27 protein-coding genes are annotated in these 24,470 nt (G+C 53.1%); 8 read left to right on the top strand and 19 right to left on the bottom strand.

The window, feature by feature from the left end; genetic code table 11:
* Window positions 1-102 precede the first annotated feature (102 nt).
* Entirely contained in the window at window positions 103-381 is a 279-nt protein-coding gene (locus tag AC3IUE_RS33630; protein ID WP_489269172.1) for a hypothetical protein, read from the bottom strand.
* Window positions 382-385: 4 nt separating this feature from the next.
* Window positions 386-949: a hypothetical protein gene (locus tag AC3IUE_RS33635; protein WP_489269174.1), complete on the bottom strand. Its 564-nt coding sequence runs from the start codon at window positions 947-949 to the stop codon at window positions 386-388.
* 95 nt (window positions 950-1,044) lie between these two features.
* On the opposite strand from AC3IUE_RS33635, the gene AC3IUE_RS33640 reads away from it, so the two are divergent.
* Window positions 1,045-1,491 carry a hypothetical protein gene (locus tag AC3IUE_RS33640; protein WP_489269176.1) on the top strand — a complete coding sequence of 149 codons (447 nt, stop codon included), beginning with the start codon at window positions 1,045-1,047 and terminating at the stop codon, window positions 1,489-1,491.
* Window positions 1,492-1,505: 14 nt separating this feature from the next.
* On the opposite strand, the gene AC3IUE_RS33645 is transcribed toward AC3IUE_RS33640, so the two are convergent.
* Genes AC3IUE_RS33645 through AC3IUE_RS33665 form a run of 5 tightly spaced genes read right to left on the bottom strand, consistent with a single transcriptional unit; the run spans window position 1,506 to window position 5,366 of the window.
* A complete protein-coding gene (locus tag AC3IUE_RS33645; protein ID WP_489269178.1) occupies window positions 1,506-2,006 on the bottom strand; it encodes a hypothetical protein in 501 nt (166 codons plus the stop codon).
* A 17-nt stretch (window positions 2,007-2,023) separates the two neighbouring features.
* Window positions 2,024-3,076, bottom strand: coding sequence for a plasmid segregation protein ParM domain-containing protein (gene parM, locus AC3IUE_RS33650; RefSeq protein ID WP_489269180.1), 1,053 nt, complete (start codon window positions 3,074-3,076; stop codon window positions 2,024-2,026).
* Window positions 3,077-3,086: 10 nt separating this feature from the next.
* The gene (locus AC3IUE_RS33655) at window positions 3,087-3,395 is read right to left on the bottom strand and encodes a hypothetical protein (protein ID WP_489269181.1); all 309 of its coding nucleotides are present in this window, start codon (window positions 3,393-3,395) and stop codon (window positions 3,087-3,089) included.
* Entirely contained in the window at window positions 3,385-4,614 is a 1,230-nt protein-coding gene (locus AC3IUE_RS33660; RefSeq protein ID WP_489269183.1) for a type IV pilus twitching motility protein PilT, read from the bottom strand. Before AC3IUE_RS33660 ends, AC3IUE_RS33655 begins: the two co-directional genes overlap by 11 nt.
* Window positions 4,590-5,366, bottom strand: coding sequence for a type IV secretory system conjugative DNA transfer family protein (locus AC3IUE_RS33665; RefSeq protein ID WP_489269185.1), 777 nt, complete (start codon window positions 5,364-5,366; stop codon window positions 4,590-4,592). Before AC3IUE_RS33665 ends, AC3IUE_RS33660 begins: the two co-directional genes overlap by 25 nt.
* Window positions 5,367-6,034: 668 nt before the next feature.
* Between AC3IUE_RS33665 and AC3IUE_RS33670 the strand changes: the two genes are divergently transcribed.
* Window positions 6,035-7,180, top strand: a complete 1,146-nt coding sequence (locus tag AC3IUE_RS33670) for a hypothetical protein (RefSeq protein WP_489269187.1) — start codon at window positions 6,035-6,037, stop codon at window positions 7,178-7,180.
* A 1,009-nt stretch (window positions 7,181-8,189) separates the two neighbouring features.
* Here AC3IUE_RS33670 and AC3IUE_RS33675 read toward each other — a convergent pair.
* Window positions 8,190-8,873 (bottom strand): hypothetical protein, encoded by a 684-nt coding sequence (locus AC3IUE_RS33675; protein ID WP_489269189.1) that lies wholly within the window; start codon window positions 8,871-8,873, stop codon window positions 8,190-8,192.
* 3,397 nt (window positions 8,874-12,270) lie between these two features.
* Window positions 12,271-12,996 (bottom strand): hypothetical protein, encoded by a 726-nt coding sequence (locus tag AC3IUE_RS33680; RefSeq protein ID WP_489269191.1) that lies wholly within the window; start codon window positions 12,994-12,996, stop codon window positions 12,271-12,273.
* Window positions 12,997-13,621: 625 nt separating this feature from the next.
* On the opposite strand from AC3IUE_RS33680, the gene AC3IUE_RS33685 reads away from it, so the two are divergent.
* The 5 genes from AC3IUE_RS33685 (at window position 13,622) to AC3IUE_RS33705 (ending at window position 16,968) form a co-directional block, all read left to right on the top strand.
* Window positions 13,622-14,194: a hypothetical protein gene (locus AC3IUE_RS33685; protein ID WP_489269193.1), complete on the top strand. Its 573-nt coding sequence runs from the start codon at window positions 13,622-13,624 to the stop codon at window positions 14,192-14,194.
* Between the two features lie 25 nt (window positions 14,195-14,219).
* Complete coding sequence (locus AC3IUE_RS33690; RefSeq protein ID WP_489269195.1) at window positions 14,220-15,170, top strand: SprT-like domain-containing protein; 951 nt, start codon at window positions 14,220-14,222, stop codon at window positions 15,168-15,170.
* A gap of 28 nt (window positions 15,171-15,198) precedes the next feature.
* Entirely contained in the window at window positions 15,199-15,729 is a 531-nt protein-coding gene (locus AC3IUE_RS33695; RefSeq protein ID WP_489269197.1) for a hypothetical protein, read from the top strand.
* Between the two features lie 7 nt (window positions 15,730-15,736).
* Window positions 15,737-16,462, top strand: coding sequence for a hypothetical protein (locus tag AC3IUE_RS33700; RefSeq protein WP_489269199.1), 726 nt, complete (start codon window positions 15,737-15,739; stop codon window positions 16,460-16,462).
* Window positions 16,463-16,539: 77 nt separating this feature from the next.
* Window positions 16,540-16,968, top strand: coding sequence for a site-2 protease family protein (locus AC3IUE_RS33705; RefSeq protein ID WP_489269688.1), 429 nt, complete (start codon window positions 16,540-16,542; stop codon window positions 16,966-16,968).
* 182 nt (window positions 16,969-17,150) lie between these two features.
* Here the strand turns inward: AC3IUE_RS33705 and AC3IUE_RS33710 are convergent, their stop codons facing one another.
* From AC3IUE_RS33710 to AC3IUE_RS33725, 4 genes are all read right to left on the bottom strand, one after another.
* Window positions 17,151-17,684 carry a hypothetical protein gene (locus tag AC3IUE_RS33710; protein ID WP_489269201.1) on the bottom strand — a complete coding sequence of 178 codons (534 nt, stop codon included), beginning with the start codon at window positions 17,682-17,684 and terminating at the stop codon, window positions 17,151-17,153.
* Window positions 17,681-18,040 carry a hypothetical protein gene (locus tag AC3IUE_RS33715; protein ID WP_489269203.1) on the bottom strand — a complete coding sequence of 120 codons (360 nt, stop codon included), beginning with the start codon at window positions 18,038-18,040 and terminating at the stop codon, window positions 17,681-17,683. The genes AC3IUE_RS33710 and AC3IUE_RS33715 overlap by 4 nt, the downstream gene beginning before the upstream one ends.
* A gap of 101 nt (window positions 18,041-18,141) precedes the next feature.
* Window positions 18,142-18,327 (bottom strand): hypothetical protein, encoded by a 186-nt coding sequence (locus tag AC3IUE_RS33720; RefSeq protein ID WP_489269205.1) that lies wholly within the window; start codon window positions 18,325-18,327, stop codon window positions 18,142-18,144.
* A gap of 85 nt (window positions 18,328-18,412) precedes the next feature.
* A complete protein-coding gene (locus tag AC3IUE_RS33725; RefSeq protein ID WP_489269207.1) occupies window positions 18,413-19,276 on the bottom strand; it encodes an LPD29 domain-containing protein in 864 nt (287 codons plus the stop codon).
* A 570-nt stretch (window positions 19,277-19,846) separates the two neighbouring features.
* On the opposite strand from AC3IUE_RS33725, the gene AC3IUE_RS33730 reads away from it, so the two are divergent.
* The gene (locus tag AC3IUE_RS33730; protein ID WP_489269209.1) at window positions 19,847-20,056 is read left to right on the top strand and encodes a hypothetical protein; all 210 of its coding nucleotides are present in this window, start codon (window positions 19,847-19,849) and stop codon (window positions 20,054-20,056) included.
* A 542-nt stretch (window positions 20,057-20,598) separates the two neighbouring features.
* Here AC3IUE_RS33730 and AC3IUE_RS33735 read toward each other — a convergent pair.
* From AC3IUE_RS33735 to AC3IUE_RS33760, 6 genes are all read right to left on the bottom strand, one after another.
* The gene (locus AC3IUE_RS33735) at window positions 20,599-21,132 is read right to left on the bottom strand and encodes a hypothetical protein (RefSeq protein WP_489269211.1); all 534 of its coding nucleotides are present in this window, start codon (window positions 21,130-21,132) and stop codon (window positions 20,599-20,601) included.
* A 97-nt stretch (window positions 21,133-21,229) separates the two neighbouring features.
* A complete protein-coding gene (locus AC3IUE_RS33740) occupies window positions 21,230-21,439 on the bottom strand; it encodes a type II toxin-antitoxin system HicB family antitoxin (protein WP_489269213.1) in 210 nt (69 codons plus the stop codon).
* A gap of 108 nt (window positions 21,440-21,547) precedes the next feature.
* A complete protein-coding gene (locus AC3IUE_RS33745) occupies window positions 21,548-22,084 on the bottom strand; it encodes a hypothetical protein (protein WP_489269215.1) in 537 nt (178 codons plus the stop codon).
* Window positions 22,085-22,232: 148 nt separating this feature from the next.
* Window positions 22,233-22,715 (bottom strand): hypothetical protein, encoded by a 483-nt coding sequence (locus AC3IUE_RS33750; protein ID WP_489269217.1) that lies wholly within the window; start codon window positions 22,713-22,715, stop codon window positions 22,233-22,235.
* Between the two features lie 13 nt (window positions 22,716-22,728).
* On the bottom strand, window positions 22,729-22,977 hold the full coding sequence (locus tag AC3IUE_RS33755) for a hypothetical protein (protein ID WP_489269219.1): 249 nt from the start codon (window positions 22,975-22,977) through the stop codon (window positions 22,729-22,731).
* Between the two features lie 53 nt (window positions 22,978-23,030).
* Window positions 23,031-24,128 carry a hypothetical protein gene (locus AC3IUE_RS33760; protein ID WP_489269221.1) on the bottom strand — a complete coding sequence of 366 codons (1,098 nt, stop codon included), beginning with the start codon at window positions 24,126-24,128 and terminating at the stop codon, window positions 23,031-23,033.
* Between the last annotated feature and the right edge of the window lie 342 nt (window positions 24,129-24,470).

The raw sequence follows: 24,470 nt of genomic DNA on the forward strand, positions 1-24,470 counted from the left end.
AAGTCCTTCCCCAACCGCAGATTTACAGAGCAAAAAAAAGCCCCACCTTGGTGGGGCTTTCTCCATCTGTTGAAAAACATTAGAAACGTCCTCGTTACCTCGTTACCTCGTCATTTCCATTGGGATGAAAATTGCGATGCAGACCAGCGCGATAATGACGACCAACCAACCAAACCCAGCGCTCGAAGTCCCACCATTGACTGGCCCAGTTTGGGAGAAGATCGAGCGGTTGAAGACTTCGCCGCGCATCAGAGGCGACGAATAGGCGAAATTATGGATCGCACGCCACGCCCCTAATGAGAAAAACTTACCAACTAAGATTGCAACCAGGTAAAACGAAACCAAGCCAATCAAGTACTCGTGAACAAAAATGGTCATCATCTTATTACGCTCCAAAGATTCTCATGGCATAACCCACACCGAAGCCGACCGAACCCGCCAAACCTGCGATGGAGACTAAGCCCAAACCATTCCATTTTCCTGAAGGCATAACCATCTCCGCCCCCAAACCCAAACTTGAAAAGAAATAGGCCCTTGGTGCTAACCACAAGGCAAGCAAACCGGTCGAGATGAGCCCCATCCAATCGTTGACCGCCCTGCTCGACAATACTGTGTCAACGATGAAACGATGAAAATCACTATGGGTGTTTGTAACGACACCCGACAGGAATCGATAGTTGATGAAGAGGATGGTGTACGCGACAAGGAAGGTCACCAAAGTGGAGTGGATCTTCCAAAATGCGTTGCCACCGCTTCGACCCAAATACCACGACCATTTACCCTGCGAGCCTTGAATGGACAATTTGCCGGTGCTGAGCGCGGCAAAGGCCCCTACCCGACCATCGGCCGTCCAAGTGAAACTCTTGTCCCACGGGCACACAATTCGCTCATCCGCTGGAGCAGTCGCAATTTTCACCAAAGTGTCTTGAATCAAGTTTGTAGTCGTCATGCCATTCTCCTTATCACACACAAACATTGTAATTCAAACGGTTTGATTATGCAATGAAATATTGTAGAATTGGGTAACCAGTTAAGGAGAAATTTATGCCCAAAAGTAGCCCTAGCAACGCGGGTCGAAAGAGCTTAGGCGAATCCACCTACATAACCTTGTCCTTCACTAATCGCGCATTTGCTTTGCTTGATGAGGGGGCAATCCTACAGGCCCAGGTTCAAGGGAAGAAAGCATCCAGAGCATCCTGGTTTCGCCTACTCCTCGATCAGCTATCGGATCGACTACCCTCTGTAATTTTGACGCTACCAGAACTGAAAGCAAAGTGGCCTACTGACGCGGATCTAACCCCCTGCAAACAAATAACAGTGAAGCTTATGAAGGACCAACTCATCCTCGTGCGCCAGATCGAATTTGCGATCCAGGCATTAGATTGGTCGAGGCACTTATACAGGAATGAAATCTGTTCAATTCTTGTTGAAAACGAAGGGCCATCACTGAACCACTTTCTGACGATGCAAAAAAATGGAGCGGCTAAATAAGGCCGCTCCAGTTTTCACATTACTTGGAAGGTTTTCGGTATTCGTTTGGGTGGATCGGGGGAGATAGCAGCTTCGTTGGCAACAATCACCATTGGAGCTACTGCCGCTGTTGCCTGCCTGTGATCATGATCGTGTCTGATGTTCTCTTCGGCCTCAGCCACGTGCTGTTCAATGGGCTGGTTTTGAGCTGGTTTAGGCTCAACGGCCTTATCTTCCATTTGTTGGCTCTGACTTCCAACACTGGTAGGCACAACTGAGACTGGCACTGCCTTCCCCCCTAAGAAGGTCTGCTGCACGGGCATAGGATCTTGACCAAGGGTTTTCCCAAAGTCACCTGCGTTAGACTCCCTGCTGTACTTCTCCAGCACTGCCCTCTTTATGTAGTCATCGGCCAAGCCAAGATCATCAAGCTTCCTCAAGTTAACTACCAGGTCACGCATAAGCTTTGACTCAAGGGTCGCAGCAATTTCTGGCGCAGAAAAACGAAGGCGCTTTCGGAAGTCTAAGGATTCCATGGGTTAACCTTCCGTGTTTAGCAATACTGCATGTACTTGAGCGCACCACGAGCGTTCGAGAATTCGTCGAGAAAAACTGCGTTAGGCAACAAACTTTTGAGCCATTGACGAAAAACGATGGAACCGCCGCCAACGATGATGATTACCTGGTAAGCATTGATGTTGCCGAGTTTCGTTTTCACGTAGTTCGTTATGCGCTCAGCTGTACCCCGGCAAGCCTGTTCTTGCTCTGCCCGCATTTCTCGCATCGCCCCTTGGTAGTAGACAACGCCGCTTTCAAGCACCTTCTGAATCACCATATTCGGCAATTCACTATCCAGACCATCCGCGATCACTTGTTCAGCTACCAATCGAGCCTTCATTAATTCGCCCAGAGCATCCATTGCGTCCAGTACTCCTACCCGCTCCGTTCCGGAATGCTTTTGATCGATCATCAAATTGCTATCGACGTTGAGCGAAACGACGTCGGTGGTGCTTCCCCCGATATCCACAACTGCAATTTCACCAATTACGTTTTCGCCGCCGTCGGTCATAGTCCCATCGTCGTTGAAGGCGAAATCGAAGTAGGCGCTGACGGCCTCAGAGAAACAGGTTCCTTCCCGAACATCGATAACCTTTTCTTCTTGGCCCTCAATTGACACCCTACGATCTGGCCCCACGAAATTCGAAATTGTCGATTCTTTTCGATCAGTCCGAATTGCGCCTTGTTCGTTGTAGTAGTCGCGAAATGGCAGAGTCACACCGAGTTTAATCGGGACATTTACCAGGTCTGCCTTCATCAACGCGTGGGTGACAAGCACCCGGTTAGCCACGCTTATTGGGTAACCTTCGTTCCTCAGTTGCAGTGGGGTTCGAACGTTAGTGCCGCAGTAGTAGGAAGTCCCCTCAACCTGGTAGGTATCAATTGGTTTGCCAACCGCATCGGCTCGTCGGCCCATCTCGATAAGCGTTTGAACCTTCAGTGTTTTGATCACGCCTTTTTCGTACCAGGCAAGCTTATGCGCGGCATACCCGTTGTCATTGACGACGTTGATAATTTCTTGAGTGGTTTGCTGTGTTTTTTTCGACATGATTAAATTCCTAATTGATTTTTAGACGGCGGAGGATCGCGCGCTTGGTCAAGCGATAACGATATTTGCCTGCCAATCTCGTTCTCATACGTTTGTATGCGACACCTAACGTCCAGCCTCTGCGCTCCAGCAAAACCAGAGCTACGAATGAAGCAGCTACAATTTTCAAAGTTATTAGAAATGGAAAAACGGGCAAAAGAAGAACCGGAATCATTGCCGTTGTATGGGCTTCAAAAAACTTGAACGATATCTTTGACTGTTTTGATGCGTGAGCAGCAATGACAGGACCATCGTCGTCAGTAAGCCTTTCAACGATCATAAGCCGCCTCCTCCTCTTTAATCTCGCGCTCCAACATCACCATTTCATCGTCGTGGATTAACTTCTTGTCGTACTGTTCAAGTGCATCAACCCACAAATCGCGCCCACGTTCTTTGACAAACTCAGCCATACGTCGAGGCAGTGCATCGATAGGCGTACGGATCAGCTCGGAACGAATGTCTTGAGTCATTTCCAACCACGATCTAACCGGCGCTCGCCCCGTAGTGGGAGTTCTGAGAAGCCGTTGGTGGACGATTCCACGGCAGCTGGTAATCAACGCGTTAGTAATCCGAACACGTCCATTTTCACCAAACTCATCGGCCATCCTTGGGATGGCGCTATCAACACTCAATGTATGAGTCGTGGTGTAGACCAGGTGACCTGTTCTCGCTGAAGTCACCGAGGCGTCGATTGTTACCGCGTCGCGTGCTTCACCGTAGACGATTACATGAGGGTGACGGCGTAGTGCGTTGCGTCCCGCTAACCCAAAGGTGTGCAAATGACCACCATGCAGTTCGCTAATCTCGGCTTGCGCGATAACGCCAGTCTGATTGGGGATAGCATGAAGATCGTTTTCAATTGGTTGGTAGTACGTGAGAATCCGACGGCCGTTTTTCTGGGTCGCAAGCGACCGTATCGTTGAGTCAAGCATCGTCGTTTTGCCCGAGCCTGTTGGGCCGCAAACAATGATCATGCCTATTTTGGGTATCAGAATTCGCTGCAATTCGGCAGGTATACCGAGTTCATCAAAGGTTGGAGGACACTTCCCCATAGGCCTGAACGTTATGTCCAAACCCTCAGTCTGCCAGGGCCCTAAGCAACCTGTTACGTTCACACGGAAACGTAAATAGTTACCCCGTGAAATTTCGACGGCATAGGTGAAGTCACGATCATTGCCTCGACTCAAATCCAGTCGCGCGTTGTCATCGTTCAGCATTTCATTCAGGAGATCGCCAAGCTCCTGATAATGCAGCCGACGTGAGCCAATATAGTGAACACTTTCTGACCACATGACCGAGGCAGGATATCCAACGGAAAGAAATACGTCCTCCGCCTTAATTTGGAACGCATGCTTAAGCAGTTGTACGAGGTGATCCTTTCTATAGATCTGAGGCTCCATGAAGGGGATCGCAATTTTCGAAACGGACTCTTCAGCGGTCATTCCACCGAAGTCGCAAAAAGGTAAATCCTTAGCTATCGAGTCCATATCGGTTTCCACTCGGACGCCTGCTTGTAATTGGCGCTTCCAGAAATCGTGTAGATGACCTCACCAACGTTCATTGAGCGTCCGTTAAAGGTAACCTGGTTATTCACGACCTTCAGAGCAGCTGGAGATATCGCGCCGTTATCAACCAAGACCTTGTATGTATTCCTACAGGCCACATCTTTTTCGAGTGACGCAAGGCGGTCGTCGTAAATCATGTCAGCTTGGGATACACCTGCCGTCCACCCTTCTTTTACCCCGTCCTCCCAAGCCTTTACTTCAGCTTCAGTTCGCGGTCGTAGGGAATGATGGGGCATCTCAGGAGAGGAGTATTCCTGCCACAGATAGTCACGCCAGGTCGGAACGACAGAGATCAGTTTCGCCTCTGCGGCGATTGTGATTTGCTCCTTGACCTCTCGCACCTCCCCCTTCTCCTCATCATTAATAAAGAGGTTTGGGGTTTTAAGGACGCATGGGATCAAAACGCGGCCGTCGTTTACGAAACCAGCAAAATTGAAAACCACATTCAACTCTGGCTCGTTTTTGTTCAGATACCGCATGATCAATCCATAGCGCCAAGCGAGGCCGCTCTGTGCCCCGGTTCGCATTGCCTCTTGGCGCAAGGCTTTGACCCTCAGCCCTTTTCCGCCGCCAAGATCGATTTCCTTGTCCATCTCGCCACCGCGCAATGACTCCAGCTCAACAAGCGCTGGTGGTTTTGCCTGCTCGCTCGGGGGAGGAATATGAGCTGTTTGAAAATCCATCATGACTCTCTTATTGAATAATTAATCCGTAGTCATTCTATACCGAGCCATCCCTCCAAACAACTCTAGCACCCCCTTTTTGCCCATTTTGGCCAGACACCCCACGCCACCCTTAGAACCCGCCTAACCCTCTCCAAGATGCCTCCAGGTTGGCCAACCTGCCCAGATTGGCCAAACCGGCCAACCAACCCAGAGCCAGACAGAGGCGGTTGACCTCAATCCCGCCAAAAGTGTCCATTATGGCCAATCTGCCCACGTTACCGGCGTAGCTATGCCTGGTAAAAACCGATTTTGCGGTTGAGTTCTCCTCTCCAGCGATTCATCGCGGCACCTCAGTTACCGTTCGTGGAGTCAGCTGTCCTGATTGCTGGTTGATGACGATTTTTGAAGAGGTTTTATCCCCGCATGCTGGCATTGAGTTGAAGGTGGAGGATCGAAAATTGTTACTGCGCAAAAATGCTATTATTTCGTTGTACCACTATCTGGACAGACATATTTTCGAGTCGGATTTGCACTGCCTGTACCAGCCTCTGGATGCTTTAAAAGTGTCCCATCTCTATTCGGGGGGTAGGTATTGGGGTGGTACAACCCAATGCGTACAGCCCGACTCGGCGCCGACATATCAATCGTTGTCGAGGCTCAGTCGACACCAGAACGAGGACGAAAAAAACGTGGATGAATCGATAAAAGTTCGCGCTACCGGATTAATTTCTCGGTACCTGGAAGATTCCCCCGGAACCGACAATCTTGGGGGGTCGTTGGACGGATTAATCGCATGGCTGAACAAGAAAGCCCCGGATCTCTCGGTAACGACGGCTAAGTGCTACCGAAAATGGCTCGCTGGGTACCTGGAATATACAAAACATCCTGAGGCAGACAGGATTCGGTTCTGGATTCCATCCGGTAGCAGGGATGAACAGCTTCACCTCGATGCCGAAGAAGCATCTATCGTTGCCGAGCACGTCCGGATAGGTGGGGTGCGCACAAACGACACCTACTACGCGTACATGCCAGAAGAAAGTATGCGGGTTGTACTAACGGAGCTCTCGGGAACGAGAAAATCCGGTACCGCAAAATATTCGAGCGGTATCGAGACAGCCTTGTTCTTGATATCGACGATGATGACCGGACTCAGGCCGGTGGAATGGCAGGGAGCGGAGATTCACGACCAATATTACGATCCGCACACGATGGTGACACTTGGCCCAGTACTGCATGTTGTTACAGCGAAACAGGACAAGCGGCGTGAGGACAACCCATTGAGGGGGTACAGATTATTGGTGCTGAATGAGTGGAGTGACGACCAAATAGATCAGCTGCGTGGATTTCTGGCGCAGATCCCGAGAGAGGATGAGGCGTTTCGCAGATTCTATGACCGGTGCAGGAAAACCCTAACCAGAGTCTGGAAAAAAATCAAAGATGACCCGGCGATCATCGTTCACGAGGAAAGATCCTCGGCAGCGAAAAAGAAAGTCGGCGGCGAAGGTGTCTCGTTAGCGATATACAGCTGCCGCCATATTTTTGCCGAAGAGATTCGACGGTCGAGAAGATACACGCGGTTTGAGTTAGCAGCTCTGCTAGGGCATTCGATGCTCACGAATCAAAAGTACTACGGGCCGCGCACACGAGACGGGAGGACGTATGATTTCTCGTTACCGAAGGCATGGCCTGGCGATGCCGAGGAAATCTCTTTGTGGGATCGAAGGCATAACCCGATGGCGCATATATCCAAGCAGGGATTGCTCCCATTTGGAATGGAAGAGGCGGACGAAGCAGTCGACTTGAAGGATGGGATATCAGGTTTTTACATGAGGTGACGCGAAGAAAGAAGCGCACGCCTCACGAGCGGCGAGCGAAGCGAGCCGCAGCCGATATGTAGGAAAGCCAACGAGGAGTTCCGGTGTTGGTTAGGTTTCGAGTCATGCTGAGCATGATAAGAAACCGGTACCGGATGATATGCCGCCGAGCGGAGCGAGGCGGTCGCGCGTATTTCACGCAATCCCCATTCTTACGCCGAGCGTAGCGAGGCGTCATCCACCTGAAAGAAAGCCAAGTAGTAGTCCCAGTGTTGGTTAGGTTTCGAGTCATGCTGAGCATGATGAGAAACCGGTGCCGGGTGATATGCCGCCGAGCGAAGCGAGGCGGTCGCGTACATTTTCAGTCCCTCCCCCGAACCGTCAGAGCGCCGAGTGATGCGAGGCGCTGCCGATCCGGACGGAAGTCAACGCGATGTGCCTGGGCGTGTAAGGTTTCGAGTCATGCTGAGCATGATGAGAAACCGGTACCGGGTGATATGCCGCCGAGCGGAGCGAGGCGGTCGCGTGCATTTTCAGTCCCTCCCCCGAACCGTCAGAGCGCCGAGTGATGCGAGGCGCTGCCGATCCGGACGGAAGTCAACGCGATGTGCCTGGGCGTGTAAGGTTTCGAGTCATGCTGAGCATGATGAGAAACCGGTACCGGGTGATATGCCGCCGAGCGGAGCGAGGCGGTCGCGTGCATTTTCAGTCCCTCCCCCGAACCGTCAGAGCGCCGAGTGATGCGAGGCGCTGCCGATCCGGACGGAAGTCAACGCGATGTGCCTGGGCGTGTAAGGTTTCGAGTCATGCTGAGCATGATGAGAAACCGGTACCGGGTGATATGCCGCCGAGCGGAGCGAGGCGGTCGCGCGCATTTTCAGATCATCCGCATCTGTGCGCGGGGTAATGCAGCGGCGCGGCCGATCCGGTCGGAAGCCAACACGGAGTACCAGGGCATGTCATTGTTGGGTGATATGCCGCCGAGCGAAGCGAGGCGGTCGCCCGCATTTTCAGTCCCTCCCCCGAACCGTCAGAGCGCCGAGTGATGCGAGGCGCGGCCGATCCGGACGGAAGTCAACGCGATGTGCCTGGGCGTGTAAAGTTTCGAGTCATGCAGAGCATGATGAGAAACCGGTACCGGGTGATATGCCGCCGAGCGGAGCGAGGCGGTCGCGTGCATTTTCAGATCCTCCGCATCTGTGCGCGGGTAATGCAGCGGCGCGGCCGATCCGGTCGGAAGCCAACACGGAGTACCTGGGCAAGTCATTGTCGGGTGAAAAGCGCCGAGCGAAGCGAGGCGGTCGCGCGCATTTTCAATCCCCTGCCCTATCTTCGGTGCGCCGAGTGATGCGAAGTGCTGCCGATCCCAAAGGTGGCCAACGCACAGTAACAGGGTAAGCGTGTGTCCGTTGAACACCGCCGAGCGGAGCGAGGCAGTCGGGTGCATTTTCAGATCCTCCGCATCTGTGCGCGGGTAATGCAGCGGCGCGGCCGATCCGGTCGGAAGCCAACACGGAGTACCTGGGCAAGTCATTGTTGGGTGAAAAGCGCCGAGCGAAACGAGGCGGTCGCGCGCATCTTCAATCCCCTGCCCTATCTTCGGTGCGCCGAGTGATGCGAAGTGCTGCCGATCCCAAAGGTGGCCAACGCGCAGTAACAGGGTAAGCGTGTGTCCGTTGAACACCGCCGAGCGGAGCGAGGCGGTCGTGTGCATTTTCAGATCCTCCGCATCTGAGCGCGGGTAATGCAGCGGCGCGGCCGATCCGGTCGGAAGCCAACACGGAGTACCTGGGCAAGTCATTGTCGGGTGAAAAGCGCCGAGCGAAGCGAGGCGGTCGCGCGCATTTTCAACACCCTCCCCTATCTTCGGTGCGGCGAGTGAAGCGAAGCGCTGCCGATCAGAAAGGAAGCCTGCGCGGAGTTTCAGGGCAAGCGAAAGTCCGGTGAACAGCGCCGAGCCAAGCGAGGTGACGCGCTATTCCCTCCCCCAATTTCTTCCAGCGCTAGATTACGCGTGAGTGACTATCTAATCGTTGGCCTCCGGTCGTACCGGGCAAAGAAGCGCCTAGGGGATGCATCGGTAGCGCTACTTTTCGACAAAACGAGTCAGGTACGCTGAGCGTAGTGATGTGTTGACGATCCAAATGAGCAACTTGACTTGCCAGGCTCAGTTCCAGTCAACCGAACAATGAAAACAACTGCTGTAGGGCATGCTGCCGAACGATGCCAGGGTGTTGCTACTGATTTCGGATCACGATGCGCGTCACCGCTCATTTCGTTTCGTCATGACATGCAAAGCATGGCGTGGTTTCGCACTCTGCTACGAGCTGGCGACCCTGATGAAACAAGTAAGGTGCTGGCCGCTATATGGGCTATCCGCCGTCGCGTGAAAAAGCTGCACTGATTATGGCCGCGCACGGTCACAGGCACGGCCTTCCTAACACCTCTTTATTTGAACAATTGATACCGTCGCGATTTACCTGATTGAGCGATGCCCTGAGCAATAGGTGTTCCTGGTGCAAGGCATAGACGTCTTTCTGGTGTGAATTAAGAGACTGGGTTATTAGGGCCTGCGGCAGAGGGGAAAGCAAAAAACTAGAGACTCGGATACCCCTCTCCTCTTGGGTGTCCGGATTTGATCTTCACCTAAATGGGTTTTTGCTTGCGGTAGCGGATATTGCCGCAATCACCTTTCCGACACTTTGGTGTCCAGTACGCTAAGCGTACTGAAGATTTTTTATAAATAGGTTGTGAGAAATAGTAACTATTTTTTGGGCAAAAAAAATCCCGGAACTCCGGGGTTTGATTTTGTGTTTTGTACAATACAAAAGCGGTGCATTGATCGATTGTTCGTGGTGCGCATTATGACCGGCGAACCGAAGACTGTCACCCCCTTCCAGTTGTTACGTTCTCGCTGATGCTCCTTATCGATTAACGAAACCTATCAATGCCGTGATTTTGATTGCTTTGCCGGATCAACCCAGCAAATCATGACCTCCTGAGGCCGCGCCCAAGGAGCGATCACCATGCGGGCAATGCGTCGGGGTGGGTTAGCATCTAGCGCAGCTACAGCGCGATCATAGCGCCTTACAGCGGACAAGGGGTTGATTGCCCTCCTGCCTTTTACTGATTCTTCACGCTGCAAGGTAAATCATCACAGGATCTGACTTTTCCATGCGCTTTTTTTCAACTATCCAATTGTACATCAAACCACCCGCAATACATCCAAACCGCTTTCAGCCAACGTAGCTGAACGCTGTGAACGCTGTGAACGCTGTGAACGGCTTCTATCAGCCTTTAGAGATTCGCGCCAGGTAGGCAAGTACGCTTAGCGTACTTGGAGTAGCTATATCGTCTAATGGTCCTGAGGCTAGCCTGGATCATTACGTATTGGCATTCTGAGCATTTGTAATATTCCCCTTCCCAGGTTGAACGCTTGAACAAAGGGTTATCGGCCAAACTCCTTCTCCTGCTGCTTCATCATTGAGGCCCTACCCCTCTGATTATGCGATGTGGGGTTAAGGGTGATTGGTAAAGCGGCTCGTGTTGTTAGCCAACCATCAGGTGGCGGGGCCGAGTTCAAGAAGGTTGTTTCTACTCCGTTGCACGAAACCGCTGTAGCCAAACTACGGAAACCACTCACAAATGTGCAGTACGCTAAGCGTAATCAACGCCATCTAAGTTCAGGGGTAAATGTGCTTCACATCGGCGAGGCTATACCTCGGTACGATCAGTCTGATGATGTTGTTCAACGCGCGCTTGGTCTTTGTGTCGGTGATGAGCGGCCATTGAGATTGACCCCTTCATAACCCTATCGATTTTCTAAAGCCATGCTTGCCTGCCTACCACAATACGGCCGATACCGTTCAACCTGAAGAATCCCAGTACGCTAAGCGTACTGCACGACTTACCGTTTGCGGTTAACCATGCCCCTGCCCCTGCGGTACCTGGTTCCGAACATCACTTGATTGCGTGTGTTGTTCAGCTTGGTTCCTGGTCCCTAGGATTCTATTTCCAGTCGGTGCGTATGAGCTGATCCGCGAATGAGCCAACGTTGACTTTGCGATATTGGCAACTGGGAACATGCCGGTTAACGAGAGGTGGAGTGGCTTGCCTGAATACAGAGATCAAGCCAAATCAGTGGTGGAAGCAAAGAGCTTTTGTTGATGTCCCTGCTTGAGTATTGCCGAGCCAAGTATCAAGGGTAATCCCGTCTGGGAAAACGATAGGAAAGGTTGTTCAGAACACTCCTTTTGGAAGGGTATACGCCTGCTCCATTTACAATGGATCTGTTGTTCGAATGGTCGCTGTTCACCAGGCCTGAAGTGCTTTTGCCGGGGAGCTGGCATCCCGCCTTACCCTGAGTTGGTAGGCGGGTACTCACTGTAGTCCTATTACGCGAAGCGTACTGAGCTCTTAAACTGGATGACTGGCTTTGTGTGGCTCCATTCGCAGCGTTGCTTAATGCTGGTTATGGATGAGCCTAGGGGTTGTCATGGCAGGCTTTAGAACTAGGTAAGAGAGGGCAATAGGATGGTTGCCGATACGTTGTCTTGGCGATAAGCCAGAAGGCGATGGATTGGATTTAGGTGGGAGTGGTGGTTTAGCTGCTAAACAGATCCCCCGAAATACAGGGCGTATGTAGCTCAAGAGCCATAGCAACCATGTCGAAAAAGCCATGGATTGGTTTTGATATAGACTACAATGACTACCCCAGGTAATGCGTAGAGAGTACACATTGCTAGCTGTTCTGCGTTCTTCACGCAATCTTCCCCAGCCCCTAAGTAGGGCTTCTGATTTCCGCTTTTAAATCTCGAAGAGATAAATGCCCCGCAGGGTGATTCTTTTACCCTAAGACTATGGGTGACACTTTTTCGGTATTGACCATGACACATTTTGAAGCCCTATCTGTGGATAACCGTGCTCGCTTCACGATTGATGTTCCATCTGGTGGCGCTTCGGGGTCTATTTGCGTTGGGATTAGCGCGAAATACGGCTAAGGAAAGGGGTTGATGGCGAATCTATGCGCTAGCCCTAAATGCGGGGCATAGGAAACCCAACCCGCTTTAGCAGGTGGATTTTTTCAGAGGGGTTGGAGGAGGGGGAGCCCCCTATTGTCTTCGCCGTCGACCTTTCAGGCCATTGAGGAATTGATTTCCTCGGGCCAGTTGCTCTTCGGTCTTAGGCTCGACTACAGCAGCAGGTTCACTGACGGCGTATGCAGGATGCGCGGGGGAATTGCTACCTTGTTCAGTACGCTTAGCGTACTGATTTTTCCAGGAGTTGCCGTTCTTCTTCAGCGGGCCTTTATAGTCACCCTTCTTGCCCAGGCCCAACAACATTTTCTGTAGGCGCTGGAAAGTGATGTCGAGCTCCATCTCCCTAAAGAGGTTCAGGGATAGAGATATTCCGGTGAAACCTTTGCGCAGGATAAATCTCGCCCTGGTGAGGCTGCTTAGCACGCGGGAGATAGTTCTGCATGATAGCTCTAGGAGTCGCGCCAGCTCGGAAACATACAGATCCCGGCGAATATTAAACGCCGGATTGATGTACTTGCACTGAAGCGTCTTGAAGTCGCAACGCTTAATGAGGATTTCAAGAACGCGGATGCAGTTGTCCCGGTGTTGCAAATGCATCTGATGGGGTTTGTGACTACGCTCAGCGTACTTGGTGATTTTGGGCTGGTGAGACCGAGGGCGCTTATCTTTGTTATTTACTATTTTCCGAGGATCTAAAGCGTATCGAGCAAATTGGAGCGCACGCAAAGTGCCGGGATTATCCCGGTACTTTTGCAGCCGTTCTACGGCGCGTCCATTAAACTCGACTACGGAAACCATGTGTATTAAGCAAGATTTCCGGTGCAACTGTTATTGGCTGATATATGGGGAAGAGGGGCGCGGGGGAGGGGAGAGGCCGACCTGGTACGCTAAGCGTAATAAATGTTGCGGACAGAGCGTAATGAAGGTTGACAGCATTACGCGTAAGTAGCACTATTCGTCCTGCAAGCTGATCGCGAGACGACTTGTCTCACGAACACGTATAGTGCCCGGTATCCAACAAAATTTACTCAAGTCGGTCTCACGACCACCCGGCTTCCCCTTCCAGAGAGCAGCCAGAGTAGACAGTGGTACCGGGTATTTTTTTCTTGCTCTATTTCTCCTCTTATTCTGACCTGTATGGATAAACAGTACTGGTCAGCAGTTATCTCGGATGAACGAAAGTTCGCCCACCCCTATTTGGAAATACCAAAATTCAGGGTGAGCGGAAGCGCCACAGAAATGTGGTGAAAAACGAGGTGACGCCCAACGATCACGGCATCGAGTGGCATGGTGCTTTCAGATCTTCATCCCATCTACTGTGGTTTGTAAGTCGTCAAGCATCCATGCGCCATGCGGTAGTGCAAGCTGATCGCATGGTATAGTGTTATCATATCGTAGTGATAACACTTTTTCTGGTGCGATAATGCAAACACAGGGCGCCCAAAAGAGCAAGAGCAAAATTACACGGCGAAATTTAGTCGCCCAAATGCTGTTCTCGCTTAGTAGTCACTTAAGATTACGCACGATCAATCGATCAAACCCCGACGGAACAACCTCGCCTTATCTTGAGCGCTACTGCATTACGCGGTCGCGGTTCTTGACCATCTACCTGCATCGCTATGTAGACAAAGACCAGGACACTGAAGTCCATGATCACCCTTGGCCATTCGTTTCGTTTGTGCTCTGCGGCGCTTATGAGGAAGTGCGCCTCCAAAAAATGATCCGGACATCACGGTGGATTCGTTGGGTCAACTTGGTTGGGAGTAACACCCATCACCTGGTGCGCCAAGCAAAGCCAGAAACTTGGACGCTGTTGATTCACGGCCCTAGGACTGTGGTGAATGGCGAGGCCAAGCATTTTGGTTTTGTTGGAGAGATAACCGACGGCCAGGCGAATTTCAGGCCGGGGGTTCCGACCGACCCCAGCTGGCACCGCAGGAACCCTCGCGGTGGTAATTCGCAACGCGTGCCTTTTGTTTTGAGCGCCAACCGCTGAGCCCAGATACGGAGCGAGATAGCCGATGACTTTGCCAACACAAGAAATCTACGCAGACCTCCAGCGCGCGTTTCAACATTTTAATGAAGAGCTTTACGACGGTGAGTTGCCTCCGTGCGTGATCACGCTTCAGCGTGAAAAGGACACCGTCGGGTATTTTTCAAAGGATCGATGGACAAACACTGAGGGGGAACAGAGACACGAGATCTCAATGAATCCTAGTTACTTTGTCACGCAGCCAATCGAACTCACTCTATCGAATCTAGTGCATGACATGACTCACCTGTACCAGGATCTGCACGGTACACCTGGTCGCAATCGTTACCACAACACCGAGTGGGGCAATCTGCTTGAGCAAAAGGCAGGACTGATGCCGACTTCTACCGGGTTGCCGGGAGGAAAGCGGAAGGGCGATCAGATGAAACACTACATCATTGAAGGCGGCCGCTTCGATGAGGCTTGCAAAAAGCTGATCGACTCAGAATTCACTCTTCGTTGGATGGATCGATTTCCCAACAAGCTAGAACAACCGGAGGCCCTCGCTTCAGCAATGAGCGGGATGGACCTGGGCGACAGTGTCGAGCTCGAAACGATCGTGTCTCCTTCTCAAGCACAGGACAAAGAAAGCCGTGAGACTGACAGCCTAAGCTCGCGGATTATTTTGGATGATGAATCAAAAGGGGAGGCTCCCGAATCCCCAGACCAAAAAGTTGAAGGAGGGGAGGACCGTCCATCACCACCGAAGAAGAAACCTCAAGGGCCACCGCCGCCGCCGATGAAGGTTTTCGTGGGCCCAAACTCTGCGGATCTGGAGCGACTCGGTATAGAACCTCCCCGCGATAAGAAGTCAGGCACGCCGAATAGATTCAAGTTCACCTGTCCAGTTTGCTCCTTTAACGCATGGGCGAAACCGACGGGTGTCCTGTGTTGCGGTGTCTGTCCGGATAAACCGTTAATGCCTGGGGTTCCGGCATGACTGTCTCGCGCCAGCACCAGGAGGGGAAATGAACGGGACTCAAAGGCTGACACATCGACAAGCGAAGATGGTTGCGGTTCCGATCATCTGGACTGGGTACGGAATCCTTTTGGGGATAGTGGCCCCCCTCAAAAGAACCTTCATCGACGGGCTCGAAATAGCGGGTGCCTCATTTGCCAATCCCGAGACATTCATCACTGGCAGCCTGTTTGGGCTGGTCGGGCTGGTGCTGGCGATTGGGTGGACGTTCTCCGTTCTCTTTGCAGTCTTCGCCTACCGGATAAAGCCATTGGGTTTGCTGCTGGTCTCAATGTGTTTTGCCTGTGGCGGCGTTGAGGTGCTGCTTGATTTGTTCACACAGGATCTGGGAGCGAGCGTTGAGCAATACACCGTCATCGGCAACCTGGTTGCGATGGGCCTTGCCTTGGTTGTCTCCCTACTCACCGCATGTGTGTATTGCTACACGGTGAGGAAACTATGGGTTGCCGGGCACTTGCCCACCAATGCCATCCCCAGCGGCCGCCCGCGTTATGAACCCACTGTGCATGGGAGAGGTTGATACAACCATGGTCAAGCATCAAGACAGCGTTGCACCTTGCATTGATGAGCTAAACAATCAGATTAAAGCCGGTTGGGAAATGGTCGCCCTTGGAGCGCCCGAGGACGTACGCAACCTTTGTTCGAATCTTGGAATTGATCTTGCGCGCGAGATCTCGGAGCGCGCCCTTTTTGGTGTCCAATCTCGCCGCGATCTCTACCTGGACGCGCTTTATTTGCTGACAGCGTGCCATCGCTCATCCTTCAGCAGCATGGATGATGCCTCTATCGTTTCGATCCTGCGCCAGCAGGCTGATCGGTTAGATATCGATGTCAGTCACTGGGCAGAACTCGACAACGCCGAATTGGCGCATATTGAAAACCTTGATATGGAAGGGCTGGCCAAAACCGTCATCTCATCAATTTGCTGCCTAATCCCCGGCTATCGTTCATCAGTTTGTAAGTCAGGGGGCGCGTATGACCTCTCGATTTTCATAGCCAACAACGCCCATGAATGGGCAGAGATGAGAAACAGGCTCTGCGGTACCGATCTCGTAGATGTTGCCGAGATCTCAGCGAGGCTGACGGAACAACAGTGGAAGTTTGTATGGGCGGATCTGATCAGGTGGGGATCTAAACCGGTCGTTGTCCGGACCATTCCCAATGGTCCTGCATCAGTTCACAAGGCTCAATATGGCATCGCTGCACATAAGCTCATGGCCGTAATGAGTACTCACGAGCGGCACCCCTCATGAGTGATTTTTTGGCTGGCCTATGTGGCAATGTGGCTGACATGTTCGTGCTTACGCCATGGGAACTGCTTTTCTGGTTTATGGCCTTTGGCAGTGCGTCGTTAGCAATTCACGAGCTTGGACATTCGATGGTTGCCCGCTGGTGTGGCGTGCAAACCATCGGGTTTAGAGTTGGCGTGGGCCCAGGCATTCGCTGGACGACGTCCACTGGACTTGAGTTCAGTTTTGGACTCTATCCTCTGTCTGGGCGCGTGACCTACTCCGATCACTGGTACCACATTAGCGCCCTGGCAAGAGCTGCAATATCGGCCGGTGGCTGGTTCGCGGATACACTGATGTTTCTGGGTTTGCTTACTGCTCATGCAGTTGCAGACTTCCAATCGCCCCCAGCAAAACTGGCATTACTGATAAGCCTCATTCCAGTTCTAATTGGCCTAACGCCGCTTACCGGTGATGGTAGGGCGGTTGTCGGGAGTCTATGGGTGTGGGGTAGGTCGCGCTCGGCGTAGCTGAGGGGAGATGACCAGCGCCAGCAGCTGACGTCTTTCTTTGACCAGCGCCAGCGTCTGCAATCCCGGTGTGCGCCAGAAAGCAGCGCTAAATCCCTTCTACAGAAAAACCGCCCTTTTGGCGGTTTTTTTGTTTGAGCGAAATCATTTGAAGCCAGCCTGGCCAGGCGTGTAGCTGCTGCTCAGCTGCTGCGAAACGCAATCACGTCAGCGCCTTCTGCCAGGTACGTTTCAGGCTGAAATCGCGAGACCTTTGCCGATATGGCAGCGATGCGTTGTCCGGAGACACTGCTCTTGTCTGTGCACTCCAGGTACACCTGCCCACCTTTCGCGATTTCATCCAGAAGAGCGGATGCTTCGTCGAGTTGGCTTTCGCACTCGTTGTTGTGGTCATTGAGACGATAGTAAGCCTGTTCTTGTTCGGCTAATTTTGCCTTTGACCTCTCAAGGTCTGACTTGAGGCAGTGCGCAAACATTTCCGCCCCTTGGAGGCGATCAATCGCTTCGCAAACCTCGGTATCAGCGCAAAGGAGCTTCCGCAATGCGTCAAGGTTCCAATAGGTGCTGTAGTCACCCGCGTCAGCGTTCGGAGAGGAGCCAAGCAGCCGATCAATGCCAGTCTCAGGGCACAGGCTAGAAATAATCGTGACAGCCTCTGCGCGGCCTTGGGCACGGACTCGGCGGATGAGCGCCTGAATAGATTTGCTTTTTTTCATGCGCGGGTCGTTTCCGTGATGGACGCTGGAGCCACAAGGGCAGTCATTGCATTACGAAGAATGCGTTTCACCTCATCGGTATCACCGTCCTCCGAAAGGTAGGCGACGCTGTCGAGCTTGTTCAAAGCGAGCTGCATCGCATTCAGAGCCAGCGGCGCGGCGCTTATGGCACGAGTGCAGGTATCTGCGAGAAGCCGCTCCTGCGAAGGCTCAGCTGCACGGATGGTGAGAAACAAAACGTAGTCTTCGTCTGAGCTATCCATGCTCGGTACTTTCGCGAAGCTGTAGAGCTTGGAGTCCCCGACGCTCGTACGTTCTGCAACAGGAAATTCGATTGTTAGTGGCTTCAGGCTCATTGACGGTGTCCCTATCGGATTAAGCAGGCGCGATACCCGTGCCCTAGTACTGCCGAAGCCCGCTCAATCGACGGGCTGAAATTGCAGCGACATATCCTCGTTCAGCTCGCTAGTGGTAAGCGGTTGTTGAGTTCGATCAGCTTTTGGTCGTACTGCGCAATCAGGGCGCTGTATTCTTTCGACTGCCAGCTCTCAAGTCCTCCCGCCGCCATTGCATCCAAGCAGTACTTTCTCTGGCCTTGCACAGAGAGAATTTCGTCCGCAATAAGTTGCTGGTAGTGGTTCATCGCGCCGTTTCCTTGATTACTGGGCTGCTTGCTCTTGTGAGCGAAGCCCGGAGCAGTACGCCGGGCTTTTTCGTGTCGAAGACAGTTAGGCCTCTTCAGTTTCGGTAACCGGATTTTCGAGGGTCTCGCGGACGATGCAGCTGATGCTGTCACCGCACCCAGCGTAGATATTGGAGAGCTCACCTTTGCGATACATCTCAAGGGTCAGCGGGCGGCCTTTCAATTGATCGTCGTAGGTGACGGCCACCTGATTCAAGGTTTTAGTGATCGCCTCGTCGGAGTACTCGCGGCTGACGCTGATGTAATCAACGCCGCCGAAGGTGTTGCTCCATGGGGTAGGGGTCGACGTGGCCAAGTCCTGCATGGAGTCGAACGAGCCGATCTTGTAGCGGAGAGTGATTGCTTCGACTTCAGCCTTAGTCGGGCCGTCAGTCCAGCTGATGCAAACGCTGCCGTAGTGGCTTTTCCGGACACTGAACTTAACGCCTTTGAACGCGGCTTTCAGCTGTGTACGAATGTTCTTTGCGGCCAGCTTACCGCTCCAGCGGTCGTCGCCCTGCTCAAGGTCTTTGTACTGAGGATCGTTGCGCAGTTGTTTCAGGCCTTCAGCGAAGGCGAGGCGCTGCAACGATTCTTCACGAGCCTTTTCGTCGGCGCACTGCTCAGCATACTGAAGCGCTTTCTCGATGAAACCCGCGTCTACGACCTCGTCGTAGATCTGCCATTGAATGCCGCGAACGATGCATTCAGGGACGTTCGATTTGGAGCCATTGTCGAAGACGATATCGAAATCAGCCGAGCCACCCATGACGCCAACGCCATCGAAAAGACTCTTCACGGATGCTGGGGATTGCTTGCCGGATATGCCGTAGACGGTGCCAGTGCCGCAGTACCACAGAGCACAGTCGACGCGGGTACCGATAACTACGTTGGCGTTGTTGGTGGTCATTTCAGAAATCCCCAGTTGGTAAACATCATGGGGGTCATTGTAGTGTGAAATATACTTCACTGCAATAGGTGAATATCCATATTGATTAAATAAGCTGGCGATTTATCATCAATGTGGATTTGCTGGCACTTATGCTGGACGCGCCATGGTGCTGCTGGAGCATTCCGCGCCAGAAGATTGTGCCGCACCTGGGTGATGACGCACCGTTCTTTCCTGTGTGGGGTCTGGGCTCGTAAAGTGCTGGCGTCCCAGCCAATTGATGCAACGGGTGTCCATGTACCCATTTAGCAGGCGCTTGCCGTGGTAAACCAGCTGAGGGTTATGGAGAGGGGAGACCGGGTTGGCGCATCTCCACACCTGACGGCAGAATAGCTGCGTGCTACCTGGTGCTTGGCGGCTTATGGAGTTTGGCCCGCAGACCGTTGCTAGAACTGGCTATCCCGCTGATGGTGTGAGGGGGTGTCCGTGATTTGAAACAAGTTGACTTTCGGGAAATATATTTCTTTACGTTGTGAGAAGTATATTTCATACTGTGCCCCATCGAAACGAGCGACAACTTGGAGGCAGTGCATGGCAACCATCACGAAGTTCACGAAAATCACCGGCTGGAAAGAGCGTGAGGAAATTCAAGCGCTCGGTGATATTTCGGGCATGGTTGCTGAGCCCGTCATTCCAACAATTCTGTCCGGTCGTTCGGCTATCGTGTACGGGTGGTTCGATGAAGCCACTGGTAACGGTTTTGAAATGACTGAAATCACCCTTCACAGCTTCGAAGTGTAGCCAAGGGAAAGGATACGGCACTCACTCCGACCACTCTGAACAACGGCCTGAAGGTCGCTCACCACCTGTCCCATCAGAGTTGATTCATGACCGGGTAGGGATTCCAGTCGGCCGCACCGCATACGTTACGGTTCATGGGTTGATCAGGTGGAGGGAGAAATTTTCCGCGACGATGGTTGTCCGGCGAGCCAGCTTCTCATGCGTTTCAATGGGCTCAAATAATCAGCCTACCTTCGTGCGGGTTCAACGTTAGCAGCGCCAACTCAGCAGGCCAATTTGGCGCTGCTGAAGCATCGCGCGCGTGAAGACATTGCCGAAGGCTAGGGGGCCACACCTTCATCCCATACATGCGTGCTAGGGCCGTCTGGCCCCGCCTTCCTGTCAGCGACCCACTGCGGGTACTCATCCCCCAACAGCACACGACACATCTGGTCGATTACCCAGGCTTGATGGTGGCTTTCAGGGATCTGGCCAAAACGACATGCAATCTGAAGGGCTTGGTCACGCCGTTGAATGGCGTCTGTCGGTTGCTCGCTCATGGATTACAGCTCACCAGGTTGTTGTTTAAGTGAAGGGTTTCGAATCGCCTCGATCCTCGCTGCTATGTTACCTATGTAAAGAGTTGGCTTGGTCACGGGCGGAGTGCTGTCGCTCTGCGGCGGCTTGATGATCGACGTGATTATCATGCGCGCGTATCCACGATCTTCTTTCCTGAGATCGGGGGACGCTTCGAGCGCTTGCGTATCGATCTCCATTCGAATGAATTTCGCGGCACGCTTCCACCAGGCACCGCTTTCAACGGAGGAGTGGTATGTGTCGATTTTCTGTACGTCTAGACCAAGGTCATCGAAGTACCCCTTGAGCTGCTCTATGCGGAGCTCCAGCTCGGTTGCGCGCAACTGTAGCTGCCCCTCACGTTCCAGGTGTCTGCTTTGCTGAAGAAGCATTACTTTGTTGCAATCCTCCAATGATTTTTCGGCTGCGGCTCGCAACCCTTGCAACACGGCGACGCGCTCTTGCAGGTCGGCAGTTTCTTGTTTGAGCCGGGCGTTTTTTTTGTTGCGCGAAAACCACATGGTTTCGGTTCCTCGATTACCTGGTTGGCACAATGGAATAAAAAGTTTGGTGCAGGCATCAAGCGCCAGCCCGCGCGGGTCTTGCGCCGAGTCCGCTTCATTCAGGTTTATGTGGGGGGCGGCCTAGACTGGCGCAGGTACTGAGGTAGTCATCAACTGCCTCTTCAAATGCTGCTTGAAGATCTTGTTCAGACTCGGCGTGGAACCCCACGACATCTGCAATGCCAACGAGATGGCCAACAAACAGGCCGTCTTCCTCGCTGTATTCAGTTTGGGCGGCATACCCTTGGTAATTCATCACGCTCATGGGTGACTCCTGCTGCTCCGTAGCTTCTTGATAGCCTACCTTGTCTCTGCCGCACGCCACACCTGGTGCTGGCGCTTGGGGTGGCCCGCGAGCGCCAGCGCCGACCTGTTAGCGATCAGAAGTCGTTTGGTTTACACCAGCATTCAAGCCGACTTGCAGAACGACTCTCATGGCCGCTAATAGCCGTTGGCGTTCGTCTACGGACGTAGGTTGCGCAATCAGCCTCTGTTGAATCGTCTCTGCAAGTGCAGCGGCTACCATCTCCTCGGTGATAGAGGCTGCCAGTGCCTGCCTCGTGTGCTCCAGAGAATCGTAAGCTGTCTCCTGATCGGTGTTGACGTCACGAATGGTCTGGAGGTTGCCCGCAACAAAGCGCAGCTCGAAGCGCTCTCGCTTGGCGAGGGACTCGGTATAGGCAGAAATGTAAATCCGGCCAGAGAAGTGTGTGTCCTCGGGCGCTTCGAAGAAGTCAGGGTGTTCCCTAGCAAACTCCTCGTCGGGTGCCATCGATTTGCGCGTCAGTCGGCCTGCTGTGGTCACTTCGTATTGATCGCGCTGGCAATCCAGATCCTTGGTCTGATACTCAGTGCCCTGGTAACCGTTAGGCATGCGGTAGTTGAATCTGAGGGAATCGAACATGCCCATCTGGAGTTTCCTGTCTGCGTTGCTGAATGGGTAGAGCGACCCGGTCTGACGTTTGATTTCCCTCTGTGAGCCTGGCTCTCGCGGGCAATCGGTACTCCGGTCGCTCTCCTACGCAGCCCGTGAGACTGCAAGTGCAGCGGTAAGAGGTTTACTCATCATCCCGCGCAGTGAAATCGAGGAGGATTCGGATTATGTTTCCTGCCTCGTCGCGCTCTGCGTAAACGCTGTATCGATCATCGCCTTCGGCCACATGAACCGAAATACCTAAGCCCGCGACGGTGCCTACGCTCTCTGGTAGGTTGGAGGCGAGGCAACAGTTGTTGTAGCTGAGGTTAGGGCCAGGTAAGGCGTGTTCCCGAATCCATTCGCCACCCTCAATCAGCTCTTCCATTGACTGACCATAGGGGGCGATCAACTCGGAAAAGCTGGTGAAGTCTTCCGGATACTGCAAGACAGCATCGGTCGTCGTGCACCGGTAGACGCGCCGGTTTGCGTTGGGCTCGTCCTTCCACTGTGCGTCGATGTAGCACGGATCTATGAGCAGGACTTGGCCGGACTCAACATCTACTTCGCCGACCTTGTGGAAGGTTGCGCCGTGCGGGAGGGTGAGTAATTCAGTGTTGGTGGCCATCGGCTTTTTCCTGCTATCGGTGCTTACGCGCAAGACGTTCATTTTCCCGCTTGGCTGGCAGGTACAAGGTGTATCGGTAACATAGCGCCGCGACAACGACCAAGAGTGCGGCAAGGCTAAAAGTAACCTTGCCCGGATTGTTGTAGGCCATGACGGCGAATACAACGAGCATGGCCAGAGCAACAATGGATGAAGTGATTGCGAGAATCTTCGCCCTTTTGTTGTTGCTGCGGAGAATCACTTCGAGTTGTTCGTTATTCATCTTCGGTTCCGTGTAGCCGGGCATGTCTGTGGCATGCCCGGAGGTGAGAGCGCTTACTGAACCGTCGCAGGGGCTTGGAACATGTCGGTTTGTTCCTCGTTCACGTTCTTAGCGCCAGCTGCATTCTCTTCGTCGCCTTCGGTGGCTCCGCCTTTCTGGGCATGCTCAACTGCGGCTTGCTTGTCGAGCAGCGCCAGCAGCTCTTTAACCTTGGAGGCGGGCAGTTCCATCGACAAGATCGGATCTGGGCCTTCCTCACCAGCGCCATTCGTTGCATTGGCATCAACAGTGGCAGACAGCGAATTCAACATTTGCTCATCCAGCGCCGCGCGCAGGGTGTGGGAAATGCCAACCAGATTGGAGAGCGACGTGCTGACCTCCTTGATGCGCAGCTTTGGAACGGTGCTGGTGCCGGGTGCCGGTGCAGCGCGGTGCTTCTTGGTGGCTTTCGCAGCGCCTACTAACTCAGCGTTCTTGACCATCTCAAGGATGACTTCAAGGTGGCTGCGGCCGCCCAGACGCTCTTCCCGTACAGCGTCGATCACTTCAGTCGCCGACACACGCTCACTACGCACCAGCTCCTTGGCTTCGTTCTCAGCCACAGCGAGGAGCAGGTTCTGCTCCACATGACCTTCTGAACGCGTCTTCTTGCCGTTGCCGCTGATGCGCTTCGCGATCTGGCCAATGGTGAACTTCTGACGGCTCAGCACCAGATAAGCTTCGGCGCGGGATACCGGGTCAACATCGAGCGAGTTCTCGGTGTTCAGCATCAGGAAGATGGCATCGGCGGAGTTGCCCTCGAACTCCTCAACCGACAGGCCCTGCATAGTGCAGCCCATCTCAATTGCCAACTTACTGGCCAGCGCCCGGTGGAAGCCGTGACGAACACGTACGCGCTCTTCACCGTCAACCGTTACGTGGATGGGTGGGAACACATCACCGCGCAACATCGCTTCGGCGTACTCACGCACGGTGTCGTAGTTGATCGGGCGAATGTTCTCTTCGACCGGGATGTACAGATGATCCGGGTGAATGATGTGAGCGCGATCACGAACGATCTTTGGGTGCTTCGGATCAAGCTTGTTCTTGGCTGCCCATTTTTCCTGCAAGCCGCGCAGGGAAGTAACTTTCTTTTCAGGCTTCTGTTCCATGTTGCCTCCTCAGGCGCATTGCAGTTTGTGGCTGGTGGAGCCGGGCCGGATCGGCTGGCTGCTGAATATGGTGTTATCTTATTGTTAAATCCGGCGCCGCGCAAGTGGGTATTGTCAGAATGGTGGAAATAGATGCTATATAATCGACAATATGGAGAATTCGCAGTGCTAAAGGGCGCGTGGGAGACGGCGCCGCTCAGCCGGGCTAAAGGTAAAGGATTAAATTCGAGATTGGAAACATATTTCATTGCCTAAGCTGGCGCGCCCGACCCGGAAACGCCCATGCCTACGACCACCTGGTAGCAGGCGGCAAGCCGGTTAAGGCTTCTCATCTCTAGCGCC

Source organism: Pseudomonas sp. GL_093 (assembly GCF_057837605.1).